Annotated in this window: 17 protein-coding genes; 12 read left to right on the forward strand and 5 right to left on the reverse strand. The window is 72.9% G+C overall.

The annotated features are described in order from the left end of the window. The 7 genes from ACZ6AA_RS19900 to ACZ6AA_RS19930 all read left to right on the forward strand — a co-directional run bounded on the left by ACZ6AA_RS19900 (position 1) and on the right by ACZ6AA_RS19930 (position 11,135). Positions 1-1,122, forward strand: coding sequence for an LLM class flavin-dependent oxidoreductase (locus ACZ6AA_RS19900; RefSeq protein WP_471459189.1), 1,122 nt, complete (start codon positions 1-3; stop codon positions 1,120-1,122). Positions 1,123-1,249: 127 nt separating this feature from the next. Continuing rightward, positions 1,250-2,983: an N-acyl-D-amino-acid deacylase family protein gene (locus ACZ6AA_RS19905; protein WP_471459191.1), complete on the forward strand. Its 1,734-nt coding sequence runs from the start codon at positions 1,250-1,252 to the stop codon at positions 2,981-2,983. A 38-nt stretch (positions 2,984-3,021) separates the two neighbouring features. Beyond that, positions 3,022-4,509 (forward strand): aldehyde dehydrogenase family protein, encoded by a 1,488-nt coding sequence (locus tag ACZ6AA_RS19910; protein ID WP_471459445.1) that lies wholly within the window; start codon positions 3,022-3,024, stop codon positions 4,507-4,509. Between the two features lie 144 nt (positions 4,510-4,653). Continuing rightward, positions 4,654-5,547, forward strand: coding sequence for a DUF4132 domain-containing protein (locus tag ACZ6AA_RS19915; RefSeq protein WP_471459193.1), 894 nt, complete (start codon positions 4,654-4,656; stop codon positions 5,545-5,547). After that, a complete protein-coding gene (locus ACZ6AA_RS19920; protein ID WP_471459195.1) occupies positions 5,544-9,311 on the forward strand; it encodes a hypothetical protein in 3,768 nt (1,255 codons plus the stop codon). Before ACZ6AA_RS19915 ends, ACZ6AA_RS19920 begins: the two co-directional genes overlap by 4 nt. Positions 9,312-9,487: 176 nt before the next feature. Continuing rightward, positions 9,488-10,135 carry an NADPH-dependent F420 reductase gene (locus tag ACZ6AA_RS19925; RefSeq protein ID WP_468457135.1) on the forward strand — a complete coding sequence of 216 codons (648 nt, stop codon included), beginning with the start codon at positions 9,488-9,490 and terminating at the stop codon, positions 10,133-10,135. Positions 10,136-10,238: 103 nt separating this feature from the next. Then, positions 10,239-11,135 carry a hypothetical protein gene (locus ACZ6AA_RS19930; RefSeq protein ID WP_468481336.1) on the forward strand — a complete coding sequence of 299 codons (897 nt, stop codon included), beginning with the start codon at positions 10,239-10,241 and terminating at the stop codon, positions 11,133-11,135. Between the two features lie 39 nt (positions 11,136-11,174). Here ACZ6AA_RS19930 and ACZ6AA_RS19935 read toward each other — a convergent pair whose 3' ends face one another. Together ACZ6AA_RS19935 and ACZ6AA_RS19940 are read right to left on the reverse strand one after the other, a co-directional pair. Further along, a complete protein-coding gene (locus tag ACZ6AA_RS19935; protein WP_471459447.1) occupies positions 11,175-12,404 on the reverse strand; it encodes an MFS transporter in 1,230 nt (409 codons plus the stop codon). Between the two features lie 200 nt (positions 12,405-12,604). After that, positions 12,605-12,934, reverse strand: a complete 330-nt coding sequence (locus tag ACZ6AA_RS19940; protein ID WP_471459198.1) for an ArsR/SmtB family transcription factor — start codon at positions 12,932-12,934, stop codon at positions 12,605-12,607. A 159-nt stretch (positions 12,935-13,093) separates the two neighbouring features. Between ACZ6AA_RS19940 and ACZ6AA_RS19945 the strand changes: the two genes are divergently transcribed. Continuing rightward, positions 13,094-14,590, forward strand: coding sequence for an MFS transporter (locus tag ACZ6AA_RS19945; RefSeq protein ID WP_471459200.1), 1,497 nt, complete (start codon positions 13,094-13,096; stop codon positions 14,588-14,590). On the opposite strand, the gene ACZ6AA_RS19950 is transcribed toward ACZ6AA_RS19945, so the two are convergent. Next, positions 14,562-16,079 (reverse strand): CehA/McbA family metallohydrolase, encoded by a 1,518-nt coding sequence (locus tag ACZ6AA_RS19950; RefSeq protein WP_468457127.1) that lies wholly within the window; start codon positions 16,077-16,079, stop codon positions 14,562-14,564. The genes ACZ6AA_RS19945 and ACZ6AA_RS19950 overlap by 29 nt on opposite strands. 249 nt (positions 16,080-16,328) lie before the next feature. Here ACZ6AA_RS19950 and ACZ6AA_RS19955 point away from each other — a divergent pair, with 249 nt between their 5' ends. Further along, the gene (locus tag ACZ6AA_RS19955) at positions 16,329-18,956 is read left to right on the forward strand and encodes a bifunctional FO biosynthesis protein CofGH (protein WP_468457125.1); all 2,628 of its coding nucleotides are present in this window, start codon (positions 16,329-16,331) and stop codon (positions 18,954-18,956) included. Positions 18,957-19,160: 204 nt separating this feature from the next. Here ACZ6AA_RS19955 and ACZ6AA_RS19960 read toward each other — a convergent pair whose 3' ends face one another. Together ACZ6AA_RS19960 and ACZ6AA_RS19965 are read right to left on the reverse strand one after the other, a co-directional pair. Further along, positions 19,161-20,594, reverse strand: coding sequence for an FG-GAP-like repeat-containing protein (locus ACZ6AA_RS19960; protein ID WP_471459202.1), 1,434 nt, complete (start codon positions 20,592-20,594; stop codon positions 19,161-19,163). Between the two features lie 125 nt (positions 20,595-20,719). Next, complete coding sequence (locus ACZ6AA_RS19965; protein ID WP_471459204.1) at positions 20,720-21,802, reverse strand: DUF5937 family protein; 1,083 nt, start codon at positions 21,800-21,802, stop codon at positions 20,720-20,722. A gap of 99 nt (positions 21,803-21,901) precedes the next feature. Here ACZ6AA_RS19965 and ACZ6AA_RS19970 point away from each other — a divergent pair, with 99 nt between their 5' ends. From ACZ6AA_RS19970 to ACZ6AA_RS19980, 3 genes are all read left to right on the forward strand, one after another. Then, positions 21,902-23,140, forward strand: coding sequence for an MFS transporter (locus ACZ6AA_RS19970; RefSeq protein ID WP_471459206.1), 1,239 nt, complete (start codon positions 21,902-21,904; stop codon positions 23,138-23,140). Positions 23,141-23,203: 63 nt separating this feature from the next. Beyond that, positions 23,204-23,794 carry a cupin domain-containing protein gene (locus tag ACZ6AA_RS19975; RefSeq protein ID WP_471459208.1) on the forward strand — a complete coding sequence of 197 codons (591 nt, stop codon included), beginning with the start codon at positions 23,204-23,206 and terminating at the stop codon, positions 23,792-23,794. Beyond that, on the forward strand, positions 23,791-24,189 hold the full coding sequence (locus ACZ6AA_RS19980) for a VOC family protein (RefSeq protein WP_471459210.1): 399 nt from the start codon (positions 23,791-23,793) through the stop codon (positions 24,187-24,189). Before ACZ6AA_RS19975 ends, ACZ6AA_RS19980 begins: the two co-directional genes overlap by 4 nt. Positions 24,190-24,347 lie beyond the last annotated feature (158 nt).

Here is a 24,347-nt window from a genome sequence, read left to right on the forward strand (position 1 = left end):
TTGGAATTCGGGCTCTTTGTACAGGGATACGTGGGCAAGCGGGCCGAGACCGACCCCCTCGCCGAGCACAAGGCGCTGATGGAGGAGACCGAGTACGTCATCGAGGCGGACAAGTCGGGCTTCAAGTACGCCTGGGCGTCCGAGCACCACTTCCTGGAGGAGTACTCGCACCTCTCCGCCAGCGACGTCTTCCTCGGCTACCTCGCGCACGCCACGGACCGCATCCACCTCGGCTCGGGGATCTTCAACCCCCTGGCCCAGGTGAACCACCCGGTCAAGGTCGCCGAGAAGGTCGCCATGCTCGACCATCTCTCGGAAGGGCGCTTCGAGTTCGGCAGTGGGCGCGGCGCCGGGTCGCACGAGATCCTCGGCTTCCTGCCGGGCATCACCGACATGAACCACACCAAGGAGATCTGGGAGGAGACCATCGCGGAGTTCCCCAAGATGTGGCTCCAGGAGGAGTACGAGGGGTTCCAGGGCAAGCACTGGCAGCTGCCGCCGCGCAAGGTCTTCCCCAAGCCGTACGGCGCCTCGCACCCGGCCATGTGGTACGCCGCCGGGTCGCCGTCCTCGTACGCCATGGCCGCGAGGAAGGGGCTCGGGGTCCTCGGCTTCAGCGTGCAGAAGGTCTCCGACATGGAGTGGGTCCTGGAGCAGTACAAGACCGCGATCCGGGACGCCGAGCCCGTCGGGGACTTCGTCAACGACAACGTGATGGTGACGTCGACCGCGATCTGCGCGGAGACCCATGAGAAGGCCGTCCAGATCGCGGTGAACGGCGGGCTCAACTACCTGCAGTCGCTGGTGTTCCGGTACCACGACACCTTCCCCCGGCCCGAGGGGATCCCCGAGTGGCCCGAGGTGCTGCCCGACTACACCGAGGAGATCATCGAGCTGCTCATCGCCGAGGAGCTGATGATCTGCGGGGATCCGGACGAGGTGACCCGGCAGTGCAAGCGGTGGGAGCAGGCCGGGGCCGATCAGTTGTCGTTCGGGCTGCCCATCGGGATCTCGCCCGAGGACACGAAGAACACGATTCGGCTGATCGGGGAGCACGTCATTCCGAAGATCGACACCGACCCTGTCCACCGGACCTCACGGATGCGGAACGCTGCCGGCTGAGCCTCGCCCCTGGGAGTGGTGGCCGTTGATCGCCCTTCGGGCTCGTCCTCGAACGCCGGACGGGCTGAGAACGCTCGCCCGGACGTTGGGCGCGCCCAGGTTCCCTAAGGAAAAGGGGTAGTTCGTCATGCTCGACCACCTCATCAAGGGGGTGACCGTCGTCGACGGGACGGGGGGCGCCGCCCGCGTCGCCGACGTCGGCATCAGGGACGGGCGGGTGGCCGTCGTCGCGCCCTCCGTCACGGAGGAGGCCCGTACCCAGGAGGAGGCCCACGGCCTGGTCCTCGCTCCCGGGTTCGTCGATCCGCACACCCACTACGACGCGCAGCTCTTCTGGGACCCGTACGCGACGCCGTCCCTGAACCACGGGGTGACGACCGTCGCGGGCGGGAACTGCGGGTTCACGCTGGCGCCGCTGCACCCGGACCGGCCCGAGGACGCCGACTACACGCGGCGGATGATGTCCAAGGTCGAGGGGATGTCGCTGGTGGCCCTTGAGGAGGGCGCGCCCTGGTCGTGGCACTCGTTCGGGGAGTATCTGGACGCGCTGGAGGGGCGGATCGCCGTCAACGCGGGGTTCATGGTGGGGCACTGCGCGCTGCGGCGGTACGTGATGGGGGCGGACGCGGTCGGCGGGCAGCCGTCGGCCGAGCAGCTGGAGCGGATGCTGGGCCTGTTCCACGAGGCCATGGACGCGGGGGCCTGGGGGCTCTCCACCACGCAGTCGTCCACGCACTCCGACGGGGACGGGCAGCCGGTGGCCTCCCGGCACGCCGGGCCCGACGAGTTGCTCGCCCTGTCGCGGGCCGTCGCCGAGCACGAGGGCACGCAGTTGGAGGCGATCGTCGCCGGGTGCCTCGACCAGTTCGACGACGCCGAGATCGACCTGTTCGTGGAGATGAGCGCGGCGGCGGGCCGCCCCCTGAACTGGAACGTCCTCACCATCGACGCCGCCGTGCCCGAGCGGGTCCCGCGCCAGCTGATCCCCAGCGAGCGCGCCCGCAAGGCAGGGGGCCGCGTCGTCGCCCTCACCATGCCGATCCTCACGCCCATGAACATGTCCCTCGGCACCTTCTGCGCGCTCAACCTCATACCCGGCTGGGGCGACGTCCTCGGCCTGCCCGTGCCGGAGCGGATCGCCAAGCTCCGCGACCCGGACGTACGGGCGGAGATGCTGCGGCGCGCGGGCAGCAAGGAGGCCGGGGTGTTCCGGCGGCTCGCCCGCTTCGACCGGTACGTCATCGGCGACACCTACTCCGCCGCGAACGAGGGCCTGACCGGCCGCGTCGTCGGTGACATCGCCGCCGAACGCGGCCAGGAGCCCTTCCACTGCCTCGTCGAGATCTGTGCCAACGACGAGATGCGTACGGTCCTGTGGCCCATGCCGACCGACAACGACCCGGACTCCTGGGCGCTGCGCGCCGAGACCTGGGCCCACGAGGACGTCATGCTCGGCGGCTCCGACGCGGGCGCCCATCTGGACCGCATGTGCGGCGCCCCGTACACCACCCGCTTCCTCGGGGACTGTCTGCGCGGCCGGAAGCTGGTCGGCCTTGAGCAGGCGGTGAAGATGCTCACCGACGACCCGGCCCGGCTCTTCGGCCTGCGCGAGCGCGGACGTGTCGCCGAGGGCTTCCACGCCGACCTCGTCCTCTTCGACCCCGAGCGGATCGACGCGGGCAAGGCCACCCTCGTGCACGACCTGCCCGGCGACAGCCCCCGCCTGGACTCCAAGGCGATCGGCGTGAAGGCCGTGTGGGTCAACGGCGTCGAGGTGATCCGCGACGACGTGGTGACCGGGGCGGTGCCGGGGACGGTGCTGCGGTCCGGGCGCGACACCAGGACGGTGAGCACCAGGTGAGCGGGGGCGTGGCGGGGTCGGGGGATCCGGTGAGCCCGGTGGGTCCGGCCGGGGGTCCGCAGCGGCTCTTCGTCGGCGGCGAGTGGGTCGAGCCGGACGGCGGGCACTACGAAGTGATCGACCCGGCGACCGAGGACGTCGTCGGCCTCGCTCCCGAGGCGAGCCGCGCCCAGGTGTGGCAGGCCGCAGCGGCGGCGCGGGAGGCCTTCGGCACGTGGTCGCGTACGTCGCCGCAGGAGCGCGCCGCCGTCCTCGACCGGACCGCCGACCTGCTGCAACGCGACTTCGCCGGGCACACGGAGCTGGCCCGCGCGGAGACCGGCGCGACCACGGCGACCGCGCGCGGCATGCAGGTGGCAGTGGCCGTGGCCCGCTTCCGGCGGTACGCGCGCGGCGCCCTCGAACCCGTCGAGACCGGCATCCCGCCCCAGATCAACGAGGCGGGCCCGCTGGGCAGGGCGGCGGCCCTCGGTGCCGTCGCCGTCCGCCGCCCCGTCGGCGTCGTCACCTGTATCACCTCCTACAACAACCCCTGGGCGAATCCGGCGGGCAAGGTCGCCCCGGCCCTGGCGATGGGCAACACGGTGGTGGTGAAGCCCGCGCCCCAAGACCCCTTGTCCGTCTACCGGTTGGCGGCGGCCCTGGCGGAGGCGGGCGCGCCTGCCGGCGTCGTGAACGTCGTCTCCGGCGCCTCCGTCGACGTGGGCGAGGCGGCCGTCGACTCCCCGGACGTCGACATGGTGAGCTTCACCGGCTCCACGGCGATCGGGCAGCGCATCGGCGAGGTGTGCGGGCGCGGCATGAAACGCCAGCTCATGGAGTTGGGCGGGAAGGGCGCGGCGATCGTCTTCGACGACGCCGACCTGGACGCGGCGGCCGCGGGCATCGGCACGACGTTCTCGTTCTACAGCGGACAGATCTGCACGGCGCCGACCCGGGTGCTCGTCCAACGATCCGTTTACGAGCCGCTGTTGGAGCGGCTCGTCCGGTACGCGGGCCATCTGAAGGTGGGCGACCCGCGCGACCGGGACACGGTCGTCGGACCGCTCATCTCCGCCGCGCACCGCGAACGCGTCGAGTCCTACGTCGAGTTGGGGCGCAAGGAGGGCGCGCGGGTCGTGGTCGGCGGCGAGCGCCCCGGGCCCGGCCTCGACAAGGGCTTCTACGTGGCCCCCGCGCTCCTGGCCGACTGCGCGCCCGAGATGCGGGTGGTCCGCGAGGAGATCTTCGGTCCCGTCGTCGTGGTCGTGCCCTTCGACGGCACCGGCGAGAACGCCGAGGACACGGCCGTCGCCCTCGCCGACGACAGCGACTACGGCCTGATCGACTACGTCTGGTCCGCCGACACGGCCCGCGCCTTCCGCGTCGCGGCGCGACTGCGCGCGGGCGGCGTCGGAGTGAACACCATCGGCCGCAACATGGAGGCCCCCTTCGGCGGCTTCAAGCAGAGCGGGGTGGGGCGCGACTGCGGGTCGTACGCCCTGCACGCGTACAGCGAGACGCAGGCGGTGGTGTGGGCGGGGTGAGCGCCCCCTGCGGGGCACCCTCCACATCCCCTACGTGATATCTGCATAGATCCCCTACGGGTCAACTCGCCTTCTCTGACTGGCTAGTTGCCCCGTGCCCGGGCGGCCGGGGCATTGTCAGTGGGGGATGTCATAGTCGGCCGCATGACGACTCCACTCGCGTGGGTGCACGCGCATCAGGGCCATGAGCTGGCACTGGACGGGACGGACCTGAGATGCCGGAAGAGCGGCGGCAAGGTCCTGAGATCCGTGCCCGCCGCCGTGCGCGAAAGCCCCGTCGGCGAGCGGTTCGAGGCGCTGCGGGAGCAGGTGCTCCGGCACGAGCGGGAGTGCCGGGCCACCGTCGAGTCCTGGCTGCTCGGCGGCATACCGGTGCCGGGACCGCTCCTCGCCCGCGTGTGGGACGACACCGGCTGGCGCACCTGCCTGCGGCACCTGGTCGTGCGGATCGAAGGACGGCTCGGGCTGCTCACGGACATGTCCGAGGACGGGCGGGCGAGCGTCCGGGAGGCGGACGGCGAGCTGTACGAGGCCTCGGCCGGGGCCGCCGTGACGGCGGTGCATCCGGTGCTGCTCGACGATCTGGACGGGTGGCGGCTGTTGTTGGCCGAGCACGGGGGCACTCAGGGGGTCGAGCAGGTGGGCCGTCGGGTGCATCGGCGGCGGGACGGGCGGGGCCCCGAGGGCGTCGGAGTGGAGGTGCCCGGGGGCGCATACGCGTACGCGGAGGTGTCCGGGGCCGCCCGGCAGCGGGCTGTCGAGCACGGGTTCGCGGTGCGGGGCGGGTTCGCGGTCCTGGGGATGAGCGAGCGGGGTGCCGCGGTCGAGGTGCGGTGCTGGCTGGGGAGCGGGGAGGCCGCGGGGCCCGGTGGCGCGGGTGGGTCCGGGGCCGGGGAGGCCGGACGGCTCCTCTGGGTCGATGGGGCGGAACGGCCGCTGCCGGTCGCCGAGGTGGGGCCGGTGGCCTGGTCCGAGGGCCGGCGGATGGCGGAGCTGGTGTACGGCGGTACGGACGCACGGGGGGACGAGGAGCGATGAGGCGGGACTTGCACGGGGGCAGTGGCGTGAGCGGCGGCGTGAGCGGCGGCGTGGACGTGGGTGAGATCGAAGGGGCGAGCGACGGCGTGGGTGCGGAACCCGCGCCGGGGCAGGCGGCCGCGCTGGCGGCGGGCCTCGCCCCGCCCGGCACCCCCGGCGGCGAGGACATCACCGCCCGCAGCTACAGCCACCCGTACCTGGGCGCGCGCCCCATGGTCCGGCTGACGTCCCGGACCCTCGGCCCCGTGGAGGACCGGCTCCTGGCCGACCTCGGCTGCACGGCTCCCGACGCCGGGGACCCTGTCGCTGCGGGACACCGCCCCGAGCTGCGCTACCCCGCGTGGGCGCTGGTCCACGACCTTGCGCACGCCGAGGCCGCCCTGACCGCGGGCGTCGAGATGGCGCGCGCCGGACGCCTGGTCGGGCCGCGACCGGGCCCCGCCCTCGACGACTTCCAGCGGATCGCGGCGACGCTGCCCCTCGACCACCTCTCCCTGTACTGGGAGGAGGCCGGCCGGATGTTCCTGGCCGCCGGGCGGGACAAGCAGGGCGCGCTGATGTTCGGCAGGGCGCGGGCCGCCGACCGGCATGCCACCGGGGGCGTCGACCCGGCCCGGCGGCGCGCGGTGTTCCTGGAGTTCGCGCTGGCGGGCGCACTCTCGGCCAAGGACATCAAGGCGTACGTAGGGGAACTTACCCAGGGGCCCGACCCCCTGGCGGCGTACCGCGAGCTGCGGGAACTCGCCGTACGGCGGACGACGGGCGGACTCCCGCCCTGGCCCGAGATGCTCAAGCAACTCGGCAAGCTGGCCAAGGCCGCGGGCCTCGACGTCGTCATCGAACACCGGCTGCTGCTTGAGGACTTGGTGGACACACCCGCCCTGTGGCGGGCGGCGGACACCTTCTGGACGGCACAGCGCAAGCTCCTCGTGCCCGTGGTCACCGCGTCGGCGGTGCTGCGGGGGCGGTTGCTGTGGCGGGTGGCGGAGGTGGCGCCGTCGGGGCTGGATGCGTGGTGGTGCGGACTGTTGGAGGAGACGGGGGCGTTTGCGGGGCTGGACGGTGAGGCGGGGGCCGGTGACGCGGGGGAGTGGCTGTCCGCGCTGCTCAGCCGGTACGCGCAGGCCTCGTCCCCCGCCGTCCCCGAGGAACTGCTCCGCCTGCCCCACCTGTTGGCGGACCGGGTCCGGCACGCGGGCACGCCCGTCCGCCTCGGCTCCGGCGCCCCCCACGACTACTGCGGCGTCGACGCCGCAGCGCTGCTGAGCTGCCTGGCGGCGGGGCTCCCGGTGGCCGACCCCGGCCCGGGGACGCACCTGCGGAACTGGCAGGGCTTCGCCGATACCGCGCTCCGGACGCTGCTCGACGACAAGCAATTCGGGCCGGTGCTCGTCCGCTCCGTCCCGCACGGGCCGTACGACGCGGACGAGTTCCGCGCGCTGTGGGGGAAGAAGGCCCTCCGGCCGGTCCTGCGCGAGATCGTCGACGGCAACGTCCGGCGCGTGCAGTCGGGCGGCATGGCGGACGCCGCCCACGCGCTCCGCTGGCTGGAGGACGTCCTCCGCTCGGACATGCTGACCGACAGGCCCGACCTGTCCGCCCGCATCACGGCGCTCGACCTGGTGACCCCGCTGACCCGCACGCTGCGCGCGGGCATCCTGGACGAGCTGGGCTGGGCAGCCCTTGACGAGGCCGCCGCCGAACTCAAGGACAAGAACCTCTGGTGCCGGGCGAGTTGGCCGGTCCTGACCGTCCACGACCGTCGGCGGGCCATCGCCATCGGCCCCGGCGGCCGCATCGCGGAGCACAGCCTGCGCGTACCGAGCGAGGCGTCCCGCTTCCACCAAACCCCCGAGGTCTACTTCTCCGACGGCCAGTTCCTCGTCCTCCACTACGTCAACGGCAGACAGGGCCACTACTGGTCGGACGCGCCGGACGAGCGGTTCGCCGTGCGCCCCGGCCTCTGGGAGTCGCTCCACTACGAACCGGCGCGGCACGGGTACACGTTCATGGCGCCGAGCGGCCGCCGGTTCATGGGGCACCGGGTCCTGGACCCGCGCGAGGAGCGGGTCGGCCCGAACGGACACATGTTCCACGACGGCCGGGACTTCTGGTGGTACGCGGCGGAGGGCGGGGAGCCACGGGTGCGGCGGGTCGACCTGACCACCGGCGAGCTGGCCGAGGCCGAGGACCTGCCGGACTTCCTCGACCCGTCCGACCTCGGCGCGAACGAGCGGTGGAACTTCGAGTCCTCCTCCCTGGCGCCCCTGCCGTACGGAGTGCAGGGGTCACCGCTGGGCAGCGACGGCACCCGCGTGGGCCTGCGGGTCGCCGAGGACGCGGTGACCCGGCAGGTGCGCTACCACCGCGTCGACGGCGTCCACGGCGTGCTCGACGGGGCCGGGGCCACGGCCGTCTGGGGCCTGCTCGACGTGCCGGGAACGGACCGGCGGCTGGTGCTCAGCGGCGGGGTCCGCAGGTACGACCCGGTGGCGGCCCGCGACGCCGAGACGGGGGAGCGGTACTGGGACGCCGAGCTGAAGAACGACGGCTGGACCGACAGCGAACCCGACCCGATGGCCGCCGGGACGCGTCTCATACCGCCGCCCGCCTTCTGGCACTTCCTCACCCCGCGCGACCCCGCCGGATCGGCGGCGCTGCGGTCGGTCACCGAGGACACCGCACGCGGCCTCCTCGACGCCGCGGCCACCTCCGAGGAGGCCCTGCGCACCGCCGTCGGCAAGCTGCTGCCCGAGGTCGGCCACCCGCTGCTCGTCCGGGGCGTCACCGGCTGCGTCAGGGAGGCCGCCGACCTGGCCTCCCGCCGGGCCCGGCTCCTGACCCGCCTCGCGAAGGTCCGCCGGGTACGGCTCAAGGTCACGGAGGACGACCTCGGCGGGGCGCTGGACGGGTTGGTCAGCCAGTACAACAACGGGTACGGCGGCACGGCGACGCAGATCGAACTCACCTCGGCGTTCTTCAGCGGCGCGATCGACGCGGAGACCGCGATGGAGGACTGGCTGGACCACTCCTCCACGTACGACTGGACGGAGCTGCCCGGCCGCGTCGGTGGGCTGGCCGTCCGCGCGACCAGCGCCGTCACCGCCGTCCCGCACCGCCAGGCACTCGCGCGGCTGCTGCGCTTCTGGGCCGGCTCGCCCCTGGCAGAACCGGGCCTGCACCGGGGCCTGTTGGACAGCGACCGCCGCGTGGCGCTGACCGACGAGAACGGCGCGCAGCTCCCACTGGCCATCACCATGGCGCACGGCGCGTGGGGCCGCGCCCACGCCGACCGGAGCAGCGGAAGCGTCGCGGCGTTCCTGCAGCGCGGGACGGTGTCCCGCCACACAGGGGTCCTCGACATCGAAGTCACCCCTGACGGCTGGGCCACCCCCGACCGCCTGTCCGCCCTGCTCGCCGAACTGGACCGACGGGGCCCGATCCCCTTCACCCTGGCCGCGGCGACCCACCTGACCGAGGCCACGGACCTGTCCCCCGCAGCCTCCGCCCTACTCCTCACCGGCCTCCCCCACATCACGAACCACGACCACAACTTCCTCCCCCCGGAAACCCGCAAGGCCCTCTCCCTGAAGGTGACCGACGCAAGAGCAGCCCGCGACCGCCTCCTCCGCATACCCACCGCGGCCCGCCTGGCGCTGTACGACGAGGCGATGCCCGACGACCCGGCGGACCTGTGGGGCCAGTCGGCGCTGGCGGAGAGGTTGGCGAAGGTGTGGCAGGAGGTGTCGACGAGGTACGCGTGAGGCCGGACTCCCCGCGCCGGACGGGGGCACGGCCCGGGGAGCCCACGGCCCACACCCGCGCAGACGGCTCCCCGCCGTCCGCCCCCCGGGGACCTTCAGCCCTAGTCCCGAGGGCCCCACCCCTTGGTCCCCTCGACCGATACGCCCTCCGCGCTGGCCCAACTACCGTCCCCATCATGCGAATAGCACTCATCGGAACAGGCAACGTCGGCCGCGCTCTCGCCAAGGCCTGGGCCGCGGCCGGCCACGACGTCGTGCTCGGCTCCCGCGACCCCGAGGCCAAGGAGGACCTGGCGAAGGAGCTGGGCGTGCCGGTCGTCGGGATCGCGGAGGCGGCGGAGCACGGCGAGGCCGTGGTGAACGTGACCCCGGGAGCGGAGTCGATCGCCGCCCTCCGCATCGCGGGCGCCGAGTCCCTCGCGGGCAAGCTCCTCATCGACATCGCCGTCGGCTTCACCGAGGAGCCGCCGCACGGCACGGCCCTCTCCCACCCCACGGTCTCCCTGGGCGAGGAGATCCAGTCGACGTTCCCCGAGGCCCGGGTGGTCAAGACCCTCAGCACGATGGACTCCGTCGTCATGACGTCCCCCGACACCCTCGAAGGCCCCAGCACCGTCTTCCTCTCCGGCAACGACCCCACCGCGAAAGCCCAGACAGCCACCCTCCTCACCGACCTCGGCTGGCCCCCCTCCACCCACCTGGACCTCGGCTCCATAGAAACGGCCCGAGGCCAGGAACACTTCGCCCACCTCTTCATGGGCATCGCCGTGTCCCAGGGGACGTACGGCTTCAACGTGCGGGTGGTGCTGCCGAAGGCGGAGTGAGCCACGGCAACTTCGGGGCGCCCCTGCGCCCTCGTACGCACGATCGGGTGATGGGGGTCAATATCCCTGCGGCAATTGCCGTGCCCTCCCTAGCGTTCCGCACATGGTGAGTTCATCCCACGAAGCGATGCACCGGATCTTCCAGAAGGAACCCGATGTCTTCGGCCGCGCCATCCGCGCACTCGATCTGCCGTTCCCCGAACCGGTGTCGGTGGCTCTCATGCCCACCGACCTGACGGAGACGGCGCCGCTCGAGCGCAGGGTGGACACGCTGCTCCGGTTCGACACCGAGCACCAGGGCAGCTTTCTCCTGGCGGTGGAGTCGCAGGGCAGACGCGACTCCGGAAAACCGGCGAGCTGGGCCTACTACACCTCGTATCTGCACGCGAAGTACCACCTGCCGACGGTGCTGCTCGTCACCTGCCAGGACAAGTCCACGGCGGTCTGGGCCGCGGGCCCCTTCAGCGTCGGTCCGGCCCACTGGCCCATGCTCACGATCCGGCCGTTGGTCCTCGGCCCGCACAACGTCCCGGTGATCACCGATGTGCGGGCCGCGGCCGCGGACATTCCCCTCGCGACGCTGTCTGCGATTACGCATAGTAAGGACGCGAACGCCGATGCCATACTGAAGACGCTGGTCGCTGCCTTGAAGACGATCGACAGGGAAAACGCGGAGATCTTCTCCGAACTCACCGAACAGGGCCTGGCCAACAGCCCGGCCCTCAAGACTTGGAGGGAACTGGTGACCGTCGAGCTTTCCTTTTTCCGGTCGGAGACGTCTGAGCGGTTGCGCACTGAAGGGCGCACTGAAGGGCGCACCGAAGGGCGTGTGGCAGAGCGCGCCGAAGCCGTGTTGCGAGTTCTCGACCGGCGTGGCATCGAGGTGCCCGAGCGGGTACGGGAGCAGGTCGTGGAGTGTGACGATCTGGACACCCTCGGCGTCTGGTTCGATCGGTCGTTGACGGTGGCTTCCGCTGAGGAGTTGTTCGCGGAGGAGTGACCGTCTTCGGTGCTTCGGGGCGGGCGCCCTCCGGCAGGACTAGTGGCGCTTGCGTTGGCGTTGTTGTCTGTTGTGACTGCTGCGGCGGCCATTACTCATCGCCATCGCCAGCGCCATCAGTACGTACGGTGCCGCGAACACCGCGAACGTCGTGCCGTGCGTCGTCGCCGGGGCCAGGAAGCCGTACGTCGTGTACACCGCCACCGTCGTCAGCTCCGTCGCCGCGCCCGCCAGGGACGTCACCGTTGCCCGGCTCGGGCCCCGGACGCTGTCCTGGAGGCGGGCGTCGGCCAGGATCGTGGTGAGCTGGAAGGCGCAGAAGGCCAGGGCGATGAGGGTGATGCCCGCCGGGAGGGGGAGCCCTCGCCCCGGGAGTGCCGTGCCCGCCGCGAGGATCAGGCCCGCGCCCGCCGCGAGCGCCAGGCCCGCCCCCGCCAGCAGCCCCGCGAAGCCCGCCGCGCCCACACCCCGTACCGCCCCCGCCAGCAGGCTGCCCGCCGTCGCCCCCACCCAGATCAGGAGCAGCCACCACGGCACCTCCGCGTCCCCCACCCCGGCCTCCCGCACCAGCAGCGGCGTGTACTCGTCCAGCGCGCCCCACACCGCCGTCACCGCCGGTACGAGCAGCAGGGCCCCGCGCACCGCCCGGTCACCCCTGGCCTCGGCGAACCCCGCCCGCAGGGCACCCCACCAGCCCGAACCGTCGGACTCGCCCTCGGCGCCGCACCCACCCTCCGCACCCCGATGCTCCGGCAGCCCCCGAGCCACCCCCGCCGTCAGCACGCACGCCGCCACGCTCGCCGCGCCCACCAGGCCGTACCCGCCCGCCGCCAGTGCCGGGCCCGCCAGGGCCGTCGCCGTCATCACGCCCAGGAGGGACGCCGCCCGGGCCCGGCCCATGACCTTGGCGTAGTTGTCCGCCGCGTCCAGGTGGGCCAACTCCTCGTACACCAGCGCCTCCAGCGCGCCGGAGCCGAACGCGCCCTTCGCGCCCCACAGGGCGAAGCCGAGCGCGAACGTCCAGTAGGAGGGGGTGAGGGTCCAGAGGGCGAAGCCCGTGGCGGTGAGGAGGGGGCCGGTCCACAGGAGGAGGCGGCGCGAGACCGCGTCGGCGAGGGCGCCGGAGGGGACCTCTAGGAGGATCCCGGTCAGGGACCAGAGGACGAAGAGGGACGAGATCTGCGTGACGGAGAGGTCCGCGTCGCTGAACAGGAGCGCGTACACGGGGTAGAGCAGGACGCAGTCGTCCAGGAAGGAGTAGCCGTACAGCGTGGCCGCGAGACGGCGGCGGGCCGTACGGCGGCCGCCGGTCGTGCCGGTGCGGCGGCCGCGTGAGGTGGCGCTCGTGGATCAATGTCGTCGGCTCATGCCTCGATGGTAGGCACGCACCCCACGCCGAGGGAACCGATTGGCACGCACCCCACGCCGAGGGAACCGATTGGCACGCCCCCCACGCCGAGGGAACCCGATCAGTCGGCGACGGAATCCGTCCGCACTCCCGCGAGCACCGCGTCCAGCAACCCCGGATACCGCGCGTCCAGGTCCGCCCGCCGCAGCGACAGCAGGTTCTCCCGGCCGGACGGCTCCTGCCGGATCACGCCGCTCTCGCGCAGCACCCGCCAGTGGTGGGTCATCGTCGACTTCGACGAGACACCGAGGGTGTTGAGGACGCTGGTGCAGTTGTGGTCGCCGCCGGTCTCGTCGAGGAGGCGGACGACGGACAGCCGCAGCGGGTTGCCGAGGGCGGTCAGGACGACGTCGACCCGGATCTGGTCCCGCTCGGGGTGGCGGTAGCTCATATCGCCCACGGTACCTCTGTACGGCGACATACGAACTGTTGCCGCCCTCCCCCTCTTGCCGTGCGCGGCGATCGTACGTAAGGATGCGTACAGTCAATCGTACGTAAGAACTCGTACAGTCGTACGGAAGCGTTCCGAGCACCCCGAAGGGGCACCCCCGTGTCTGACCAACGCCGCCCAGGCCTGATCCTCGCCCTGCTCGCCCTCGCCCAACTGATCTACGCCCTCGACCTGAACATCGTCTTCGTCGCGCTCCCCGAAATCGGCTCCGACCTCGGATTCCCGGGCCAGACCCAGCAGTTGGTGGTCAGCGCCTACGTCGTCCTCGCGGGCGGCTTCCTGCTGCTCGGCGGGCGCGCGGCCGATCTGCTGGGGCGGCGCCGGATGTTCGTGCTGGCCCTCGTCCTGTACGGCCTCTCCTCCCTCGCGGGCGGCCTCGCCGACAGCGCGGGCGTCATCGTGGCGGCCCGCGCGGTGCAGGGCGTCGGCGGCGCGCTGCTGCTGCCCGCCACCCTGTCGCTGATCGGCACCCTCTTCGAGGAGGGGCCGAAGCGGAACCGCGCGCTCGCCGTGTGGGGCGGCGCCGGCGCCAGCGGCCTGACCCTCGGCGCGCTGCTCGGCGGCGTCCTCACCGAACGCTTCGGCTGGCCCGCCGTGTTCTACGTGAACGTCCCCCTCGCCGGACTCGTCGCCCTCGCCGCGCTCTACGTGATCCCGCGCGACCCGGCCCGCACCGAGCGCCGCCGCTTCGACCTGCCGGGCGCCCTCAGCGTCACCGGCGGCTCCACGCTCCTGGTCTTCGCGCTCGTCGAGGGGCCCGAACTGGGCTGGAGCGACCCGCTGGTGACCGGCGCGCTCGTCCTCGCGGCCGTCCTCGGCGCCGTCTTCGTGGCCGTCGAGGCCCGCAGCGCCGACCCGCTGATGCCCTTCCGTCTCTTCCGCAACCGCAGCCTCACCATCGGCGCGAGCGTCACGTTCGTCTACATGGCGACCTTCGGCGTCCTGCCGTACTTCCTGACCGTCCTGCTCCAGTCCGTGCACGGCTACAGCGCCCTGGAGACCGGCCTCGCCTTCCTCGTCCCGTCCGTCGCCATCGCCGCGGGCACCCAGCTCGGCGAGCGCCTCGCCACCCGCACCGGCACCCGCGCCACGCTCCTCGTGGGCTTCGGGTCCGGCGCCGTGGGGACCGCCGTGCTCGCGCTCGGCTTCGACGCGGACGCCGGGTACGGGCTGCTCGCACCCGGGCTCGTCCTCTCCGGCCTCGGCCAGGGCGTCGTCTGGACGGCCATGTGGATCGCCGCCGCCACCGGCACGCCCGCGCGGGAACAGGGCGTCGCCAACGGCATCGCGTCCACGGCCCTGAACATCGGCAACGCCATCGGGCTCGCGGTGTTCACGGTGGTCGCCGACACGGGCACGGAGGGCAGGACGGGCCCGGCGCTGCGGGCCGCGACGGCGGACGGCGGCTTCGTCGTGGTGCTCCTGACGGCGGCGGGCATGGTGGCGGGCCTGGCCCTGGCCCTCGCCCTGCCGCGCTCGGGGGCCGCCCGCACGGTGGACGGTCAGGCGGGGGCGACACCGGACGCGGACTCCGCGCCCAGGGCCACCCCCGTGGCCGTCGAGGCCCTCAACGCCCCAGGAAGATCGGGTTCGTGAGCGCCTTCATCGGCCCCGGCAGCGGCGGCGCGACCGCCGCCGCCCGCACCTCGGCCCGTACGTACGCCGCGTACGAAGCGGTGGTCCGCCACTCCGCGGACCCCGCCCCCGACTCGGGAATCACCGGGCTGGTGAACAGCACGCCCTGGTCCGTGATGAACCGGATGGTGCAGCCCGGCACGCCCTTCACGTCGAGCCGTACCGTCACCGGGTCGTCGGAGTCGACGCGCAGCCGCTCGCCGATGCCCGCGTGCCTGCCCTTGCCGCCGGACGCGCCGAAGGTCAGCTCGATGGCCTTGGACTCCGTGAGGTAGGAGCGGCCCGCGCGGATGCCCTCCTGGATGGCCTCGCGGGTCAGGTCGTCGGCGAGGACGACGGTCTGGGGGCGGCCGACGGGGTCGGGGTCGCGGTGGGCGTCGCTGTTGCCCATCGCCGGGGTCCAGCGGCGGCCGCCGCGGGCGGCGGCGACGAGCGCGTTGTCCCACTCGGAGATCGCCACCTCGTCCTCCGGCGAGAACGCGCCGTTCCACACCTCCACCGCGTCGGCCTCGCCGAAGCCGAACTTCCAGTTGCAGCCGACGCAGGTGGCGTGCGGGTGGGCGGGCACGACGAGGCCGCCGGAGCGGCGGACCTGGCGGGCGTAGTGGCCGAAGCGGTTGTCGCGGGCGCGGTAGCGCCAGTCGACGAAGGTGCCGGGGTCGGTGCCGAGGGCCAGGACGTGGCCGTTGCGGGTGGTGATCTCCTCGCCGAGCAGGACGAGCAGGTCGTCGCCCGCGACCTCGGACCAGTGGGCGTGCGCGGAGTGGGTGTTGTGGTCGGAGGAGTTGATGAAGTCGAGCCCGGCGGCGCGGGCGAGGGCGCCGATCTCGGCGGGGGTGCGGCGGCCGTCGGAGTACCAGGTGTGCAGATGGCAGTCGCCCCGGTACCAGGCCCGGCCCCGCCCCTTCGCCCGCTCCGGCGGATACTTCGGCTTCGGCGTGGTCCCGGGCGCCCCGTACGTGAGGGTGATGGTCACCTCGTACGGCAGGCCCTGCGGGGCCACGGTGTAGGGCCCGAGCGCGATGTTCCAGGTCCCGGCGCGCACCGGACCCGGGATGTACCCCGGCGTCGCGTCGTCGCCCCGGATGAAGAACTCGGTGCGCGCCCCGCCCGACCAGCCGCGGAACCCCTTCCCGCCGAGGTCCGTGCCGCGCTCGTCGAAGATCCCGATGTCGAGGGCGTTCCCGGCGGTCCCGGGCGGCACCGGCGTCCTCTCATAGCTGTACGAGACGTGGATCTGCTGGACCCCGCGCGGGATCTCGACCGGCAGATACACGAAGTCGGGCGATCCGGTGGGCAACGTGCCCCTGACCGTCTTCGTCTCCTTGCCGGTCCGCCGTTCCTCGGCGCCGGCGCTGCTGGCGAAGGTCACACTGCCCAACGTAAGGGCGGTGGCCGCCCCCGTCACGAGCAGCGCGCGTCTGTTCAGGTGGCTTTCGTCCTCGCACATGCTGCGGCTCCCCAGAGTTCTGCATCGACGGCGTCAAGGCGTGCTCGACGGTGACTGCGTGGCGCGGGTGGTGCGTGCAACTCTGGTATTGAGCCGTGAACTCCCTTGTAAGGGAAGAGGGTCGGGGGGTTGCGCGCAGTCGTCGGGACGGGCCGCGGGGCGGGGCCGGGGCGGCGGCCCCGGGCGGTGGGCCGGTGTTCCGGCCACCGGCCCCACGGGCTGCCGGATGTCGCTCGTATGCTCGGTGGCATGACCAACAGCGCGCCGCAGGATCCCGACCGGGCAGGGGCCCGGCCCACCGCCAACGCCATGCGGCGGGCGTTGAGGCGAGCCCGGGACGGGGTCGCGCTGGATGTGGCGGAGGCCGCCGTGCTGTTGCGGGCGCGGGGGGAGGATCTGGAGGATCTGGCCGCGTCGGCGGGGCGGGTGCGGGACGCGGGGCTCGCGGCCGAGGGGCGCGCGGGGGTCATCACGTACTCGAAGAGCGTGTTCATTCCGCTGACGCGGCTGTGCCGGGACAAGTGCCACTACTGCACGTTCGTGACCGTCCCCGGCAAGCTGCGCCGGGACGGGCACGGGATGTTCATGTCGCCGGACGAGGTCCTCGACATCGCGCGCCGGGGCGCCGAGCTGGGCTGCAAGGAAGCCCTCATCACGCTCGGCGACAAGCCGGAGGAGCGGTGGCCCGAGGCCCGGGAGTGGCTGGAGGCGGCGGGGTACGACGACACGATCGCGTACGTGCGGGCCATCTCGATCCGGATCCTGGAGGAGACCGGGCTGCTGCCGCACCTCAACCCCGGCGTCATGAGCTGGACCGACTTCCAGCGGCTCAAGCCCGTCGCGCCCAGCATGGGCATGATGCTGGAGACCACGGCGACGCGGCTGTGGAGCGAGCCGGGCGGGCCGCACCACGGCTCGCCCGACAAGGAACCCGCGGTGCGGCTGCGGGTCCTTGAGGACGCCGGACGGTCGTCCGTGCCGTTCACCAGCGGGCTGCTGATCGGGATCGGGGAGACCTACGAGGAGCGGGCCGATTCGCTGTTCGCGCTGCGCCGCGTCGCCCGGTCGTACCACGGCGTCCAGGAGCTGATCATCCAGAACTTCCGCGCCAAGCCGGACACGGCCATGCGCGGGATGCCGGACGCCGAGATGGACGAGCTGGTGGCCACGGTCGCCGTGGCGCGGCACATCATGGGCCCTGCCGGGTGCATCCAGGCCCCGCCCAACCTCGTCGACGGGGAGTACGGGCGGCTCATCCGGGCCGGGATCGACGACTGGGGCGGCGTCTCGCCGATCACCATCGACCACGTCAACCCCGAGAAGCCGTGGCCGAAGATCGAGGAGCTGGCGGCCCGGTCGGAGGCGGAGGGCTTCCGGCTCGCGGAGCGGCTGTGCGTGTATCCGGAGTTCGTACGGCGGGGTGAGCCGTGGCTCGATCCGCGCCTCCTCCCGCACGTGCGGGCCCTCGCCGACCCGCAGACGGGCCTCGCCGACCCCGACGCCCCCGTGCGCGGCCTGCCCTGGCAGGAGCCCGACGAGGGGTACGTGGCCACGAAGTCATCGGGCCGCACCGACCTGCACCGCACCATCGACACGACGGGCCGCACAGCCGACCGGCGCGACGACTTCGACGAGGTGTACGGCGACTGGGAGGCGCTGCGCGAGCAGGCCGCGCCCGGCATGGTGCCCTCAAGGATCGACGGCGACGTCCGCGCCGCCCTCGCCACGGCCGCCGACGACCCGACGAAGCTCACCGACGACGAGGCGCTGGCCCTGCTGCACGCCGACGGGCCCGCCCTCGACGCCCTCTGCTCCGTCGCGGACGACGTCCGCAAGTCCGTCGTCGGCGACGACGTCACGTACATCGTCACGCGCAACATCAACTTCACCAACGTCTGCTACACGGGCTGCCGTTTCTGCGCCTTCGCCCAGCGCCGCACCGACGCCGACGCCTACACCCTCTCCCTGTCACAGGTCGCCGACCGCGCCGCGCAGGCCTGGGACGTCGGTGCGGTCGAGGTGTGCATGCAGGGCGGCATCCACCCGGACCTGCCCGGCACGGCGTACTTCGACATCGCGCGCGCCGTGAAGGAGCGCGTGCCCGGCATGCACGTGCACGCCTTCTCGCCGATGGAGGTCGTCAACGGCGCGACGCGCACCGGGCTTTCGATACGGGAGTGGCTGACGCGGGCCAAGGAGTCCGGCCTCGACTCCATCCCCGGCACGGCCGCCGAGATCCTCGACGACGAGGTCCGCTGGATCCTCACCAAGGGCAAGCTGCCCACGGCCACCTGGAAGGAGGTCGTCTCCACCGCGCACGAGCTGGGGCTCCGATCCTCCTCCACGATGATGTACGGCCACGTGGACCAGCCGCGCCACTGGCTCGGCCACTTCCGCACCCTGGCCGCGATGCAACAGGCCAACCTGGACAAGGGAGTCGAGGGCTTCACGGAGTTCGTGACCCTCCCCTTCATCCACACCAACGCCCCCGTCTACCTCGCCGGGATCGCCAGGCCCGGCCCCACCACCCGCGACAACCGCGCGGTCACCGCCATGGCCCGCCTCCTGCTGCACCCGCACATCCCCAACATCCAGACCAGCTGGGTGAAGCTCGGGGCGGAGGGGGCCGCCGAGATGCTGCGCTCCGGCGCGAACGACCTCGGTGGCACGCTCATGGAGGAGACCATCTCCCGGATGGCGGGCTCCAGTTACGGCTCGTACCAGTCGGTGGCCGGCCTCGTCGCCATCGCGGAGGCGGCCGGGCGTCCCTCGAAGCCCCGCACCACCCTGTACGGCGAGGTCCCCGACGAACGCGTTCGTGCTGCCGCGGCGTCGGACGGGCACTTGCCGGAGCTGCTGCCGGTGCTCGACGCGTAGGTCCTCGCGGGGGCGCCCCGGTCCCGCCCCTTCCCGTAACTGGGGGCTCCGCCCCCAGACCCCCGCTCCTCAAACGCCGGAGGGGCTGGATTTTCCAGCCCGTCCGGCGTTTGAGGACGAGGCGCGAAGCGCCGATCAGCGGGGTCCAGGGGGCGCAGCCCCCGGTTTCGGAGAAGGGGCGGGACTGGGGCGCCCCGCGAGGCCCTACCCCCGCCCCACATCCTGACCGAAGGTCGCATTCCGCTCCGGCGCCCCCAACCCCTTCGGGCCGAAGGAGACGAGGCCCGTCGTGGTGAGCCCGGCCCGCGTGCCGGGGAACACCCACGCCGCCCCGGAGTCCTTGTACGTCCCGTCCTCCCCGTGCGCGGCCACCGTCAGCTCGGCCAGTCCGTCGCCGTCGAGGTCGGCGAGGAGCACCCGGTGGCCGAACCAGTCCTTGGCCTCGGAGGCCCCGGGCACACCGGGCTTGGACTGGTCGAAGGCCTGCGCGCCGGTGCCGCCGATGCCACCGCGCGCGCCCTTGAGCAGCACGAAGGACCCGGCGTCGGCGACCTTCGCGGACCCGCTGCCGATGTCCTCGTTCGGCACGCCCACGGCGACGTCGGCGAGCCCGTCCCCGTTCACGTCGCCCGCGGCGATGTCGGCGCCGAACTGGTCGCCGGTCTCGCCGACACCGGGGACGCCCGCCGAGTCCTGCGTGATCTTCTTGGTGCGGGTGGCGGCGGGCCCGTCCTTGCTGCCGTAGTCGACGCGGACGGTGCCCTTGTCGGCTTCGTTGTCGTCGTTGCTGGAGCCGTTGTCGCGGGTGACGAAGTCGCCGTACCCGTCGCCGTCGACGTCCGCGACGGCGCCGCCGAGGGAGGACTTCAGCTTCTTGGTGTCCTGGCTCAGCCCGTCCTTCGTGCCCTTCCAGAACCGGCTCGGGTACGCCGACTCCTCGAAGCCGTGGCTGGTGACGAGGTCGTCGATGCCGTCGCCGGTCACGTCGCCGGGGATCATGTCGATGGGCCCGAAGGTCTGGCCGGTGTAGACGGCCTCCTGCCGCTCGGGCTTGCCGCCGCGCGTGAAGGGCCCGTACGACACGGTCATCCCGGCCCGGTCGTCCTCGTTCTCCGGGAAGTCGTGGGAGACGAGGTCGCGGTGGCCATCGCCGTCGAAGTCGCCGGTGCCGAACCCGGCGGAGGTGGCGGGCAGTTCGGCGGCGGACCCGGTCAGGCCGTCCTTCGACCCCCACAGCACGAGCAGTGCGTCCCCGTACCCGCTGCCGACGGCCAGATCGCTGAACCCGTCCCCGTCCAGGTCGCCGACGCTCACCTGCGACCCGAAGTTCCCGTCCTGCGTGATCTCGCCGGGCACCCCGGCCGTCCCCCGGTCGATGATCTTCGGGTGCGCGCGGTCGGGGCCGTTCTTGGAGCCGTACACGACGGTGACGTACCCGGCGTTGGTCTTGCCGCCGAGGGTGGCGTACGGGGCGGAGATGGCGAGGTCGCCGTAGCCGTCGTGGTTGAAGTCGGTGAGGGGCGCGCGGGGGGCTTGGGGGGCGGCGGTCGCGGCGGACGCGGTCCCGGCCGCGATGAGGGGCACGGCGAGTGCGGTGGCCGCCGTCGCCGCGAGGGCCGCTGTCAGGGTGCGTCGCACTGATCCTCCTGTGGCTGTGGTGCTGCTTGTGGGATCGCGGTTTGCCACTGGGGGAGACGTGCGAGGGGAAGGGACGGTTGTACGGGGGTGAAGTCGGGGTGTACGGAGGGGGGTTGGGGCGGGGCTCAGCGCAGTACGGCCGACAGGAGGTCGGTGCCCAGGGCCGTCAGGTCGGGCAGATTGAGGGTGTAGCGGACGTAGCGGCCGTGGCGCTCGGTGCTGAGCAGGCCCGCGCGGCGCAGCACGGCGAGGTGCCGGGAGACCTCCGGGGGCGAGAGCTCCCAGGCGTGGGCCAGCTCCCGGTTGGTGTGCGGGCCGCGGGCCAGGGTGCGCAGCAGCCGCAGCCGCACCGGATGGGAGAGCGCCTCAAGTCGCAGCGTGACCACGTCCAGCGACACCGGCTCCGCCGGACCCGCCTCGGCCACCGGGTACTGCACCACCGGCTGCCACCCCGGCGCGTGCACCACCACCAGGTGCGGGCGCCCGAAGACGCTCGGGATGAAGGTCGCCCCGGAACCGTGCGCGGCGGTCGCCCGGTCCTGCAGCTTGTCCACGACGATGCAGTCCCCGTCCGGCGCCAGGCTGACCGCGCCGGAGACCGACGCGAGGGCCGCCCCGAGGCCCTGGCGCCGCAGCAGGTCGTTCTTCAGGCGCAGATCGGTGGCGAGCCGCACGGCGACCTCCGCCCAGGCGGCGTCGAAGAAGGCGTCGGCGCACTGTTCGAGCGTGCGGCGGACCCGTGCGCGTACCGCCGCCGGATCCGTGAGCAGCCGTTCCGCGAAGGCCTCCTGGCGCGGGCCGCGGGCCTGAGCCAGGTCCAGGGCCCGCTCCCGCGCGGCCGCGTCGGTGAGGGGCGAAGCCGCCGTGAGGTGGGCGCGGCCGCCGCAGGTGGTGATGAGCGCGGCCGTCACGTACGACTCGTCGTCGATCCGGTCCACGTCGTCCAGCTCCTCGGCGAGGGTCGGCCGCGGCCGGGCCGGGAGCAGGAAGTCGGCCTGCGAGGACCGCCAGAGGAACTCGGCCTCCCGCAGCCGCTCGGCCGGCTCCGGCGCGAGCCCGGCCCACACGTCCCCGGCCCAGTCGGCGAGCTGCGGGTGGTGCCCGGGTTCGGCGAGCACGTGCAGCATCGCGGTCAGCTCGGCCAGCGGCGAGGCGGCGAACCGCACCCGCTCGGACGACGGGCCGCTGATGTCGATGCGCAACGTCATCCCGTCATCATCCCTGGCCGGGCGGCCCGCGACGGCGTGGATTGACGGTGTCGGTCAACCCACGGGCCGGACCCGGCCGCCGACCGCACCGTTGCCGTCATGGCAACCACCACCAAGATCCGCCCCCGCGCCCTGATCCGTGCCTCCGGCGGCCCCCGCTACGCCGTCGCCCTGGCCGTCGACGCCCTCGGCACCGGCCTGCTGCGGCCCTTCCTGCTCCTGTACGGCGTGACGGTGCTGAGCCTCTCCGCTCCCGCCACCGGCATCGCCATGACGGTCGGCATCGTCGTGGGCCTGGTGTGCATGCCCGCGGTGGGCCGCTGGCTGGACCGGGGCGCCCGCAGCACGGTCGTGGCGGCGTCGATGCTGGTGCGGGCGGTGGGGGTGGTGCTGCTGCTCGCCGCTCCGACGGGGCACGTCTGGCTGTTCGGGGCGGCGGCGCTGGTCCTCGGCGTCGGCAACCAGGCGTGGCCCGCGGCCCATGCGGCGCTGGTGGCGACGGTGGCCCACGGCCGCGAGCGGGACGCGGCGCTCGCGGCGGGCCGGGCGTTGCGCAACGCGGGGATGGGGGTGGGGGCGCTGGTGGCCACGGTGTGCCTGGCGGGTGGGGCCGGGGCGTTGCAGGCGTTGGCGGGGGCGACGGGGGTCGCGTACGTCGTGGCGGCGGGGTTGGCGTGGTCGGTGCGGTTGGACGTGCGTCCGGCGGAGGCGGGGGCGGCTGACCCGGCCGGGGGCGGGGACAACGAGGGCGGGGACGACGGGGGCGGGCGCGAGGAACCCGCTCCCCGGATGCGTACGCTGCTGGCCGCCAACGTCATCTACGTCTTCTGCCTCAACGTCCCCGAAATCGCCCTCCCCTTGGTCCTGGTGACCCAACTGCACGCGTCCCCGGTGTGGTCGGCGGTCATCTTCGTGGTCAATACGGTGCTGGTGGTCACCCTGCAAGTGCCGGTCACCGTCCTGATGTCCCGCCGCTTCCCCCGGCGGACGGTCCTGTCCCTCGCCGGTGTCGTACTCACCGCCTCGTACCTCGGCTTCATCGCGGCCACAGCGCTGGGCGGCGGCTGGGGCGCCCCGGCCATCGCCGCGGTGGCGGTGATCTGCACGATCGGTGAGATCGTCTACGCGGGCAGCGCCACCGCACTGGTCACGGCCCTGGCCCCGCCGCACGCCCTGGGCCGCACGCTCGCCCGCTTCGAACTCTCGACGGGCTTCGGCCTCGCGGTCTCCCCGATGGCCATCACGTCGCTGGCTCCGTACGGGCCGACGGCGCTCTGGGGCAGCCTGGCGGGGGCGACGCTGGTCTCCGCGTCGGCGGTGGCCCGGACGCGTAATTGACCCGTATTTCTGCCATGGAAATGACCTATCCAGCAGGTCACTGGGGACCGTAGAGTCATGATCATGAACAACGACACGCACACGAACACGACGACCGACACGACGGCCACCGCGGCCCCCAAGGCGGTGCTGACCCGAGCCGCCCAGGCCGAGACCTGCGCCGACCCGAGCAGCGTGATGACCCTCCTCGGCGAGTCGTCCGGCGCGGCGGGCTTCACGAGCTACCGGTCGACCTTCGCGACGGGCGCGGTGGGGGCGCCGTCGCACTTCCACACCAAGGCGACGGAGCTGTTCTTCGTCATCAGCGGCTCCCTCCAGGTCCTCGTGGGCGAGGAGATCACCGTCCTGAACGCGGGCGACTTCCTGGCGGTCCCGCCGCACACCCCGCACGCCTTCGCCGCGGCCCCCGGCTGCGAGGCGGACGTGATGTTCGTGTTCACGCCGGGCATGGACCGCTTCGACTACCTGCGCCTGCTGGGCCGGGTGCTGCGCGGCGAGGCGGACCCGAAGGAGATCGCGGAGTCGTCGGAGCGCTTCGACAACCACTACGTGGACAGCCCGGTGTGGCGGGCGGCGCTGGAGTCGGCGAAGGCGGAGGCCGCGAAGCTGGAAGCCACGAACTCCGAAGCCGCGAAGGCGGAGGCCGCGAAGTGATCGACTCCACGACCCACATCCGCGTGGCCCGCCCCTCCCGGGACCTCGCCGCCGCAGAACGCTTCTACGTGGACGGCCTCGGCCTCGACGTCCTCTGGCGCACCACCGAACGCGTCTCCGGCAAGCACGACCTCATCATGGTCGGCCCGCGCGGCGGCGCCTGGCACTTCGAGCTGACGCACGACCCCGAGGCCCCCCTGGGCCCGACCCCGACGGTGGACGACCTGTTCGTGGTGTACCTGGGGGCGCCGGTGGACGAGGAGTTGGTGACCCGCCTGACGGCCAGGGGCGGAACGCGCGTCGCCGCGCACAACCCGTACTGGGACGAGTACGGGGTGACGATCGAGGACCCGGACGGCTACCGCCTCGTCCTGTGCGAACGCACCTGGGGCTAAGCGCCCTGCCCGAGACGGAGCCCGCCGGACCGACTGAGCCGCCGTGGCCCGGATCCGGCCAACCCGCCCTGGCCGCCTGGCTGGCAACGCGTTGATGACCTTGGCCGAGGAGCCTCGCTAAGTTGAGCGCATCGCAACGTCACCGTCGTGGGGTGACG

The sequence above is a fragment of the Streptomyces sp. NPDC040610 genome (assembly GCF_055594065.1).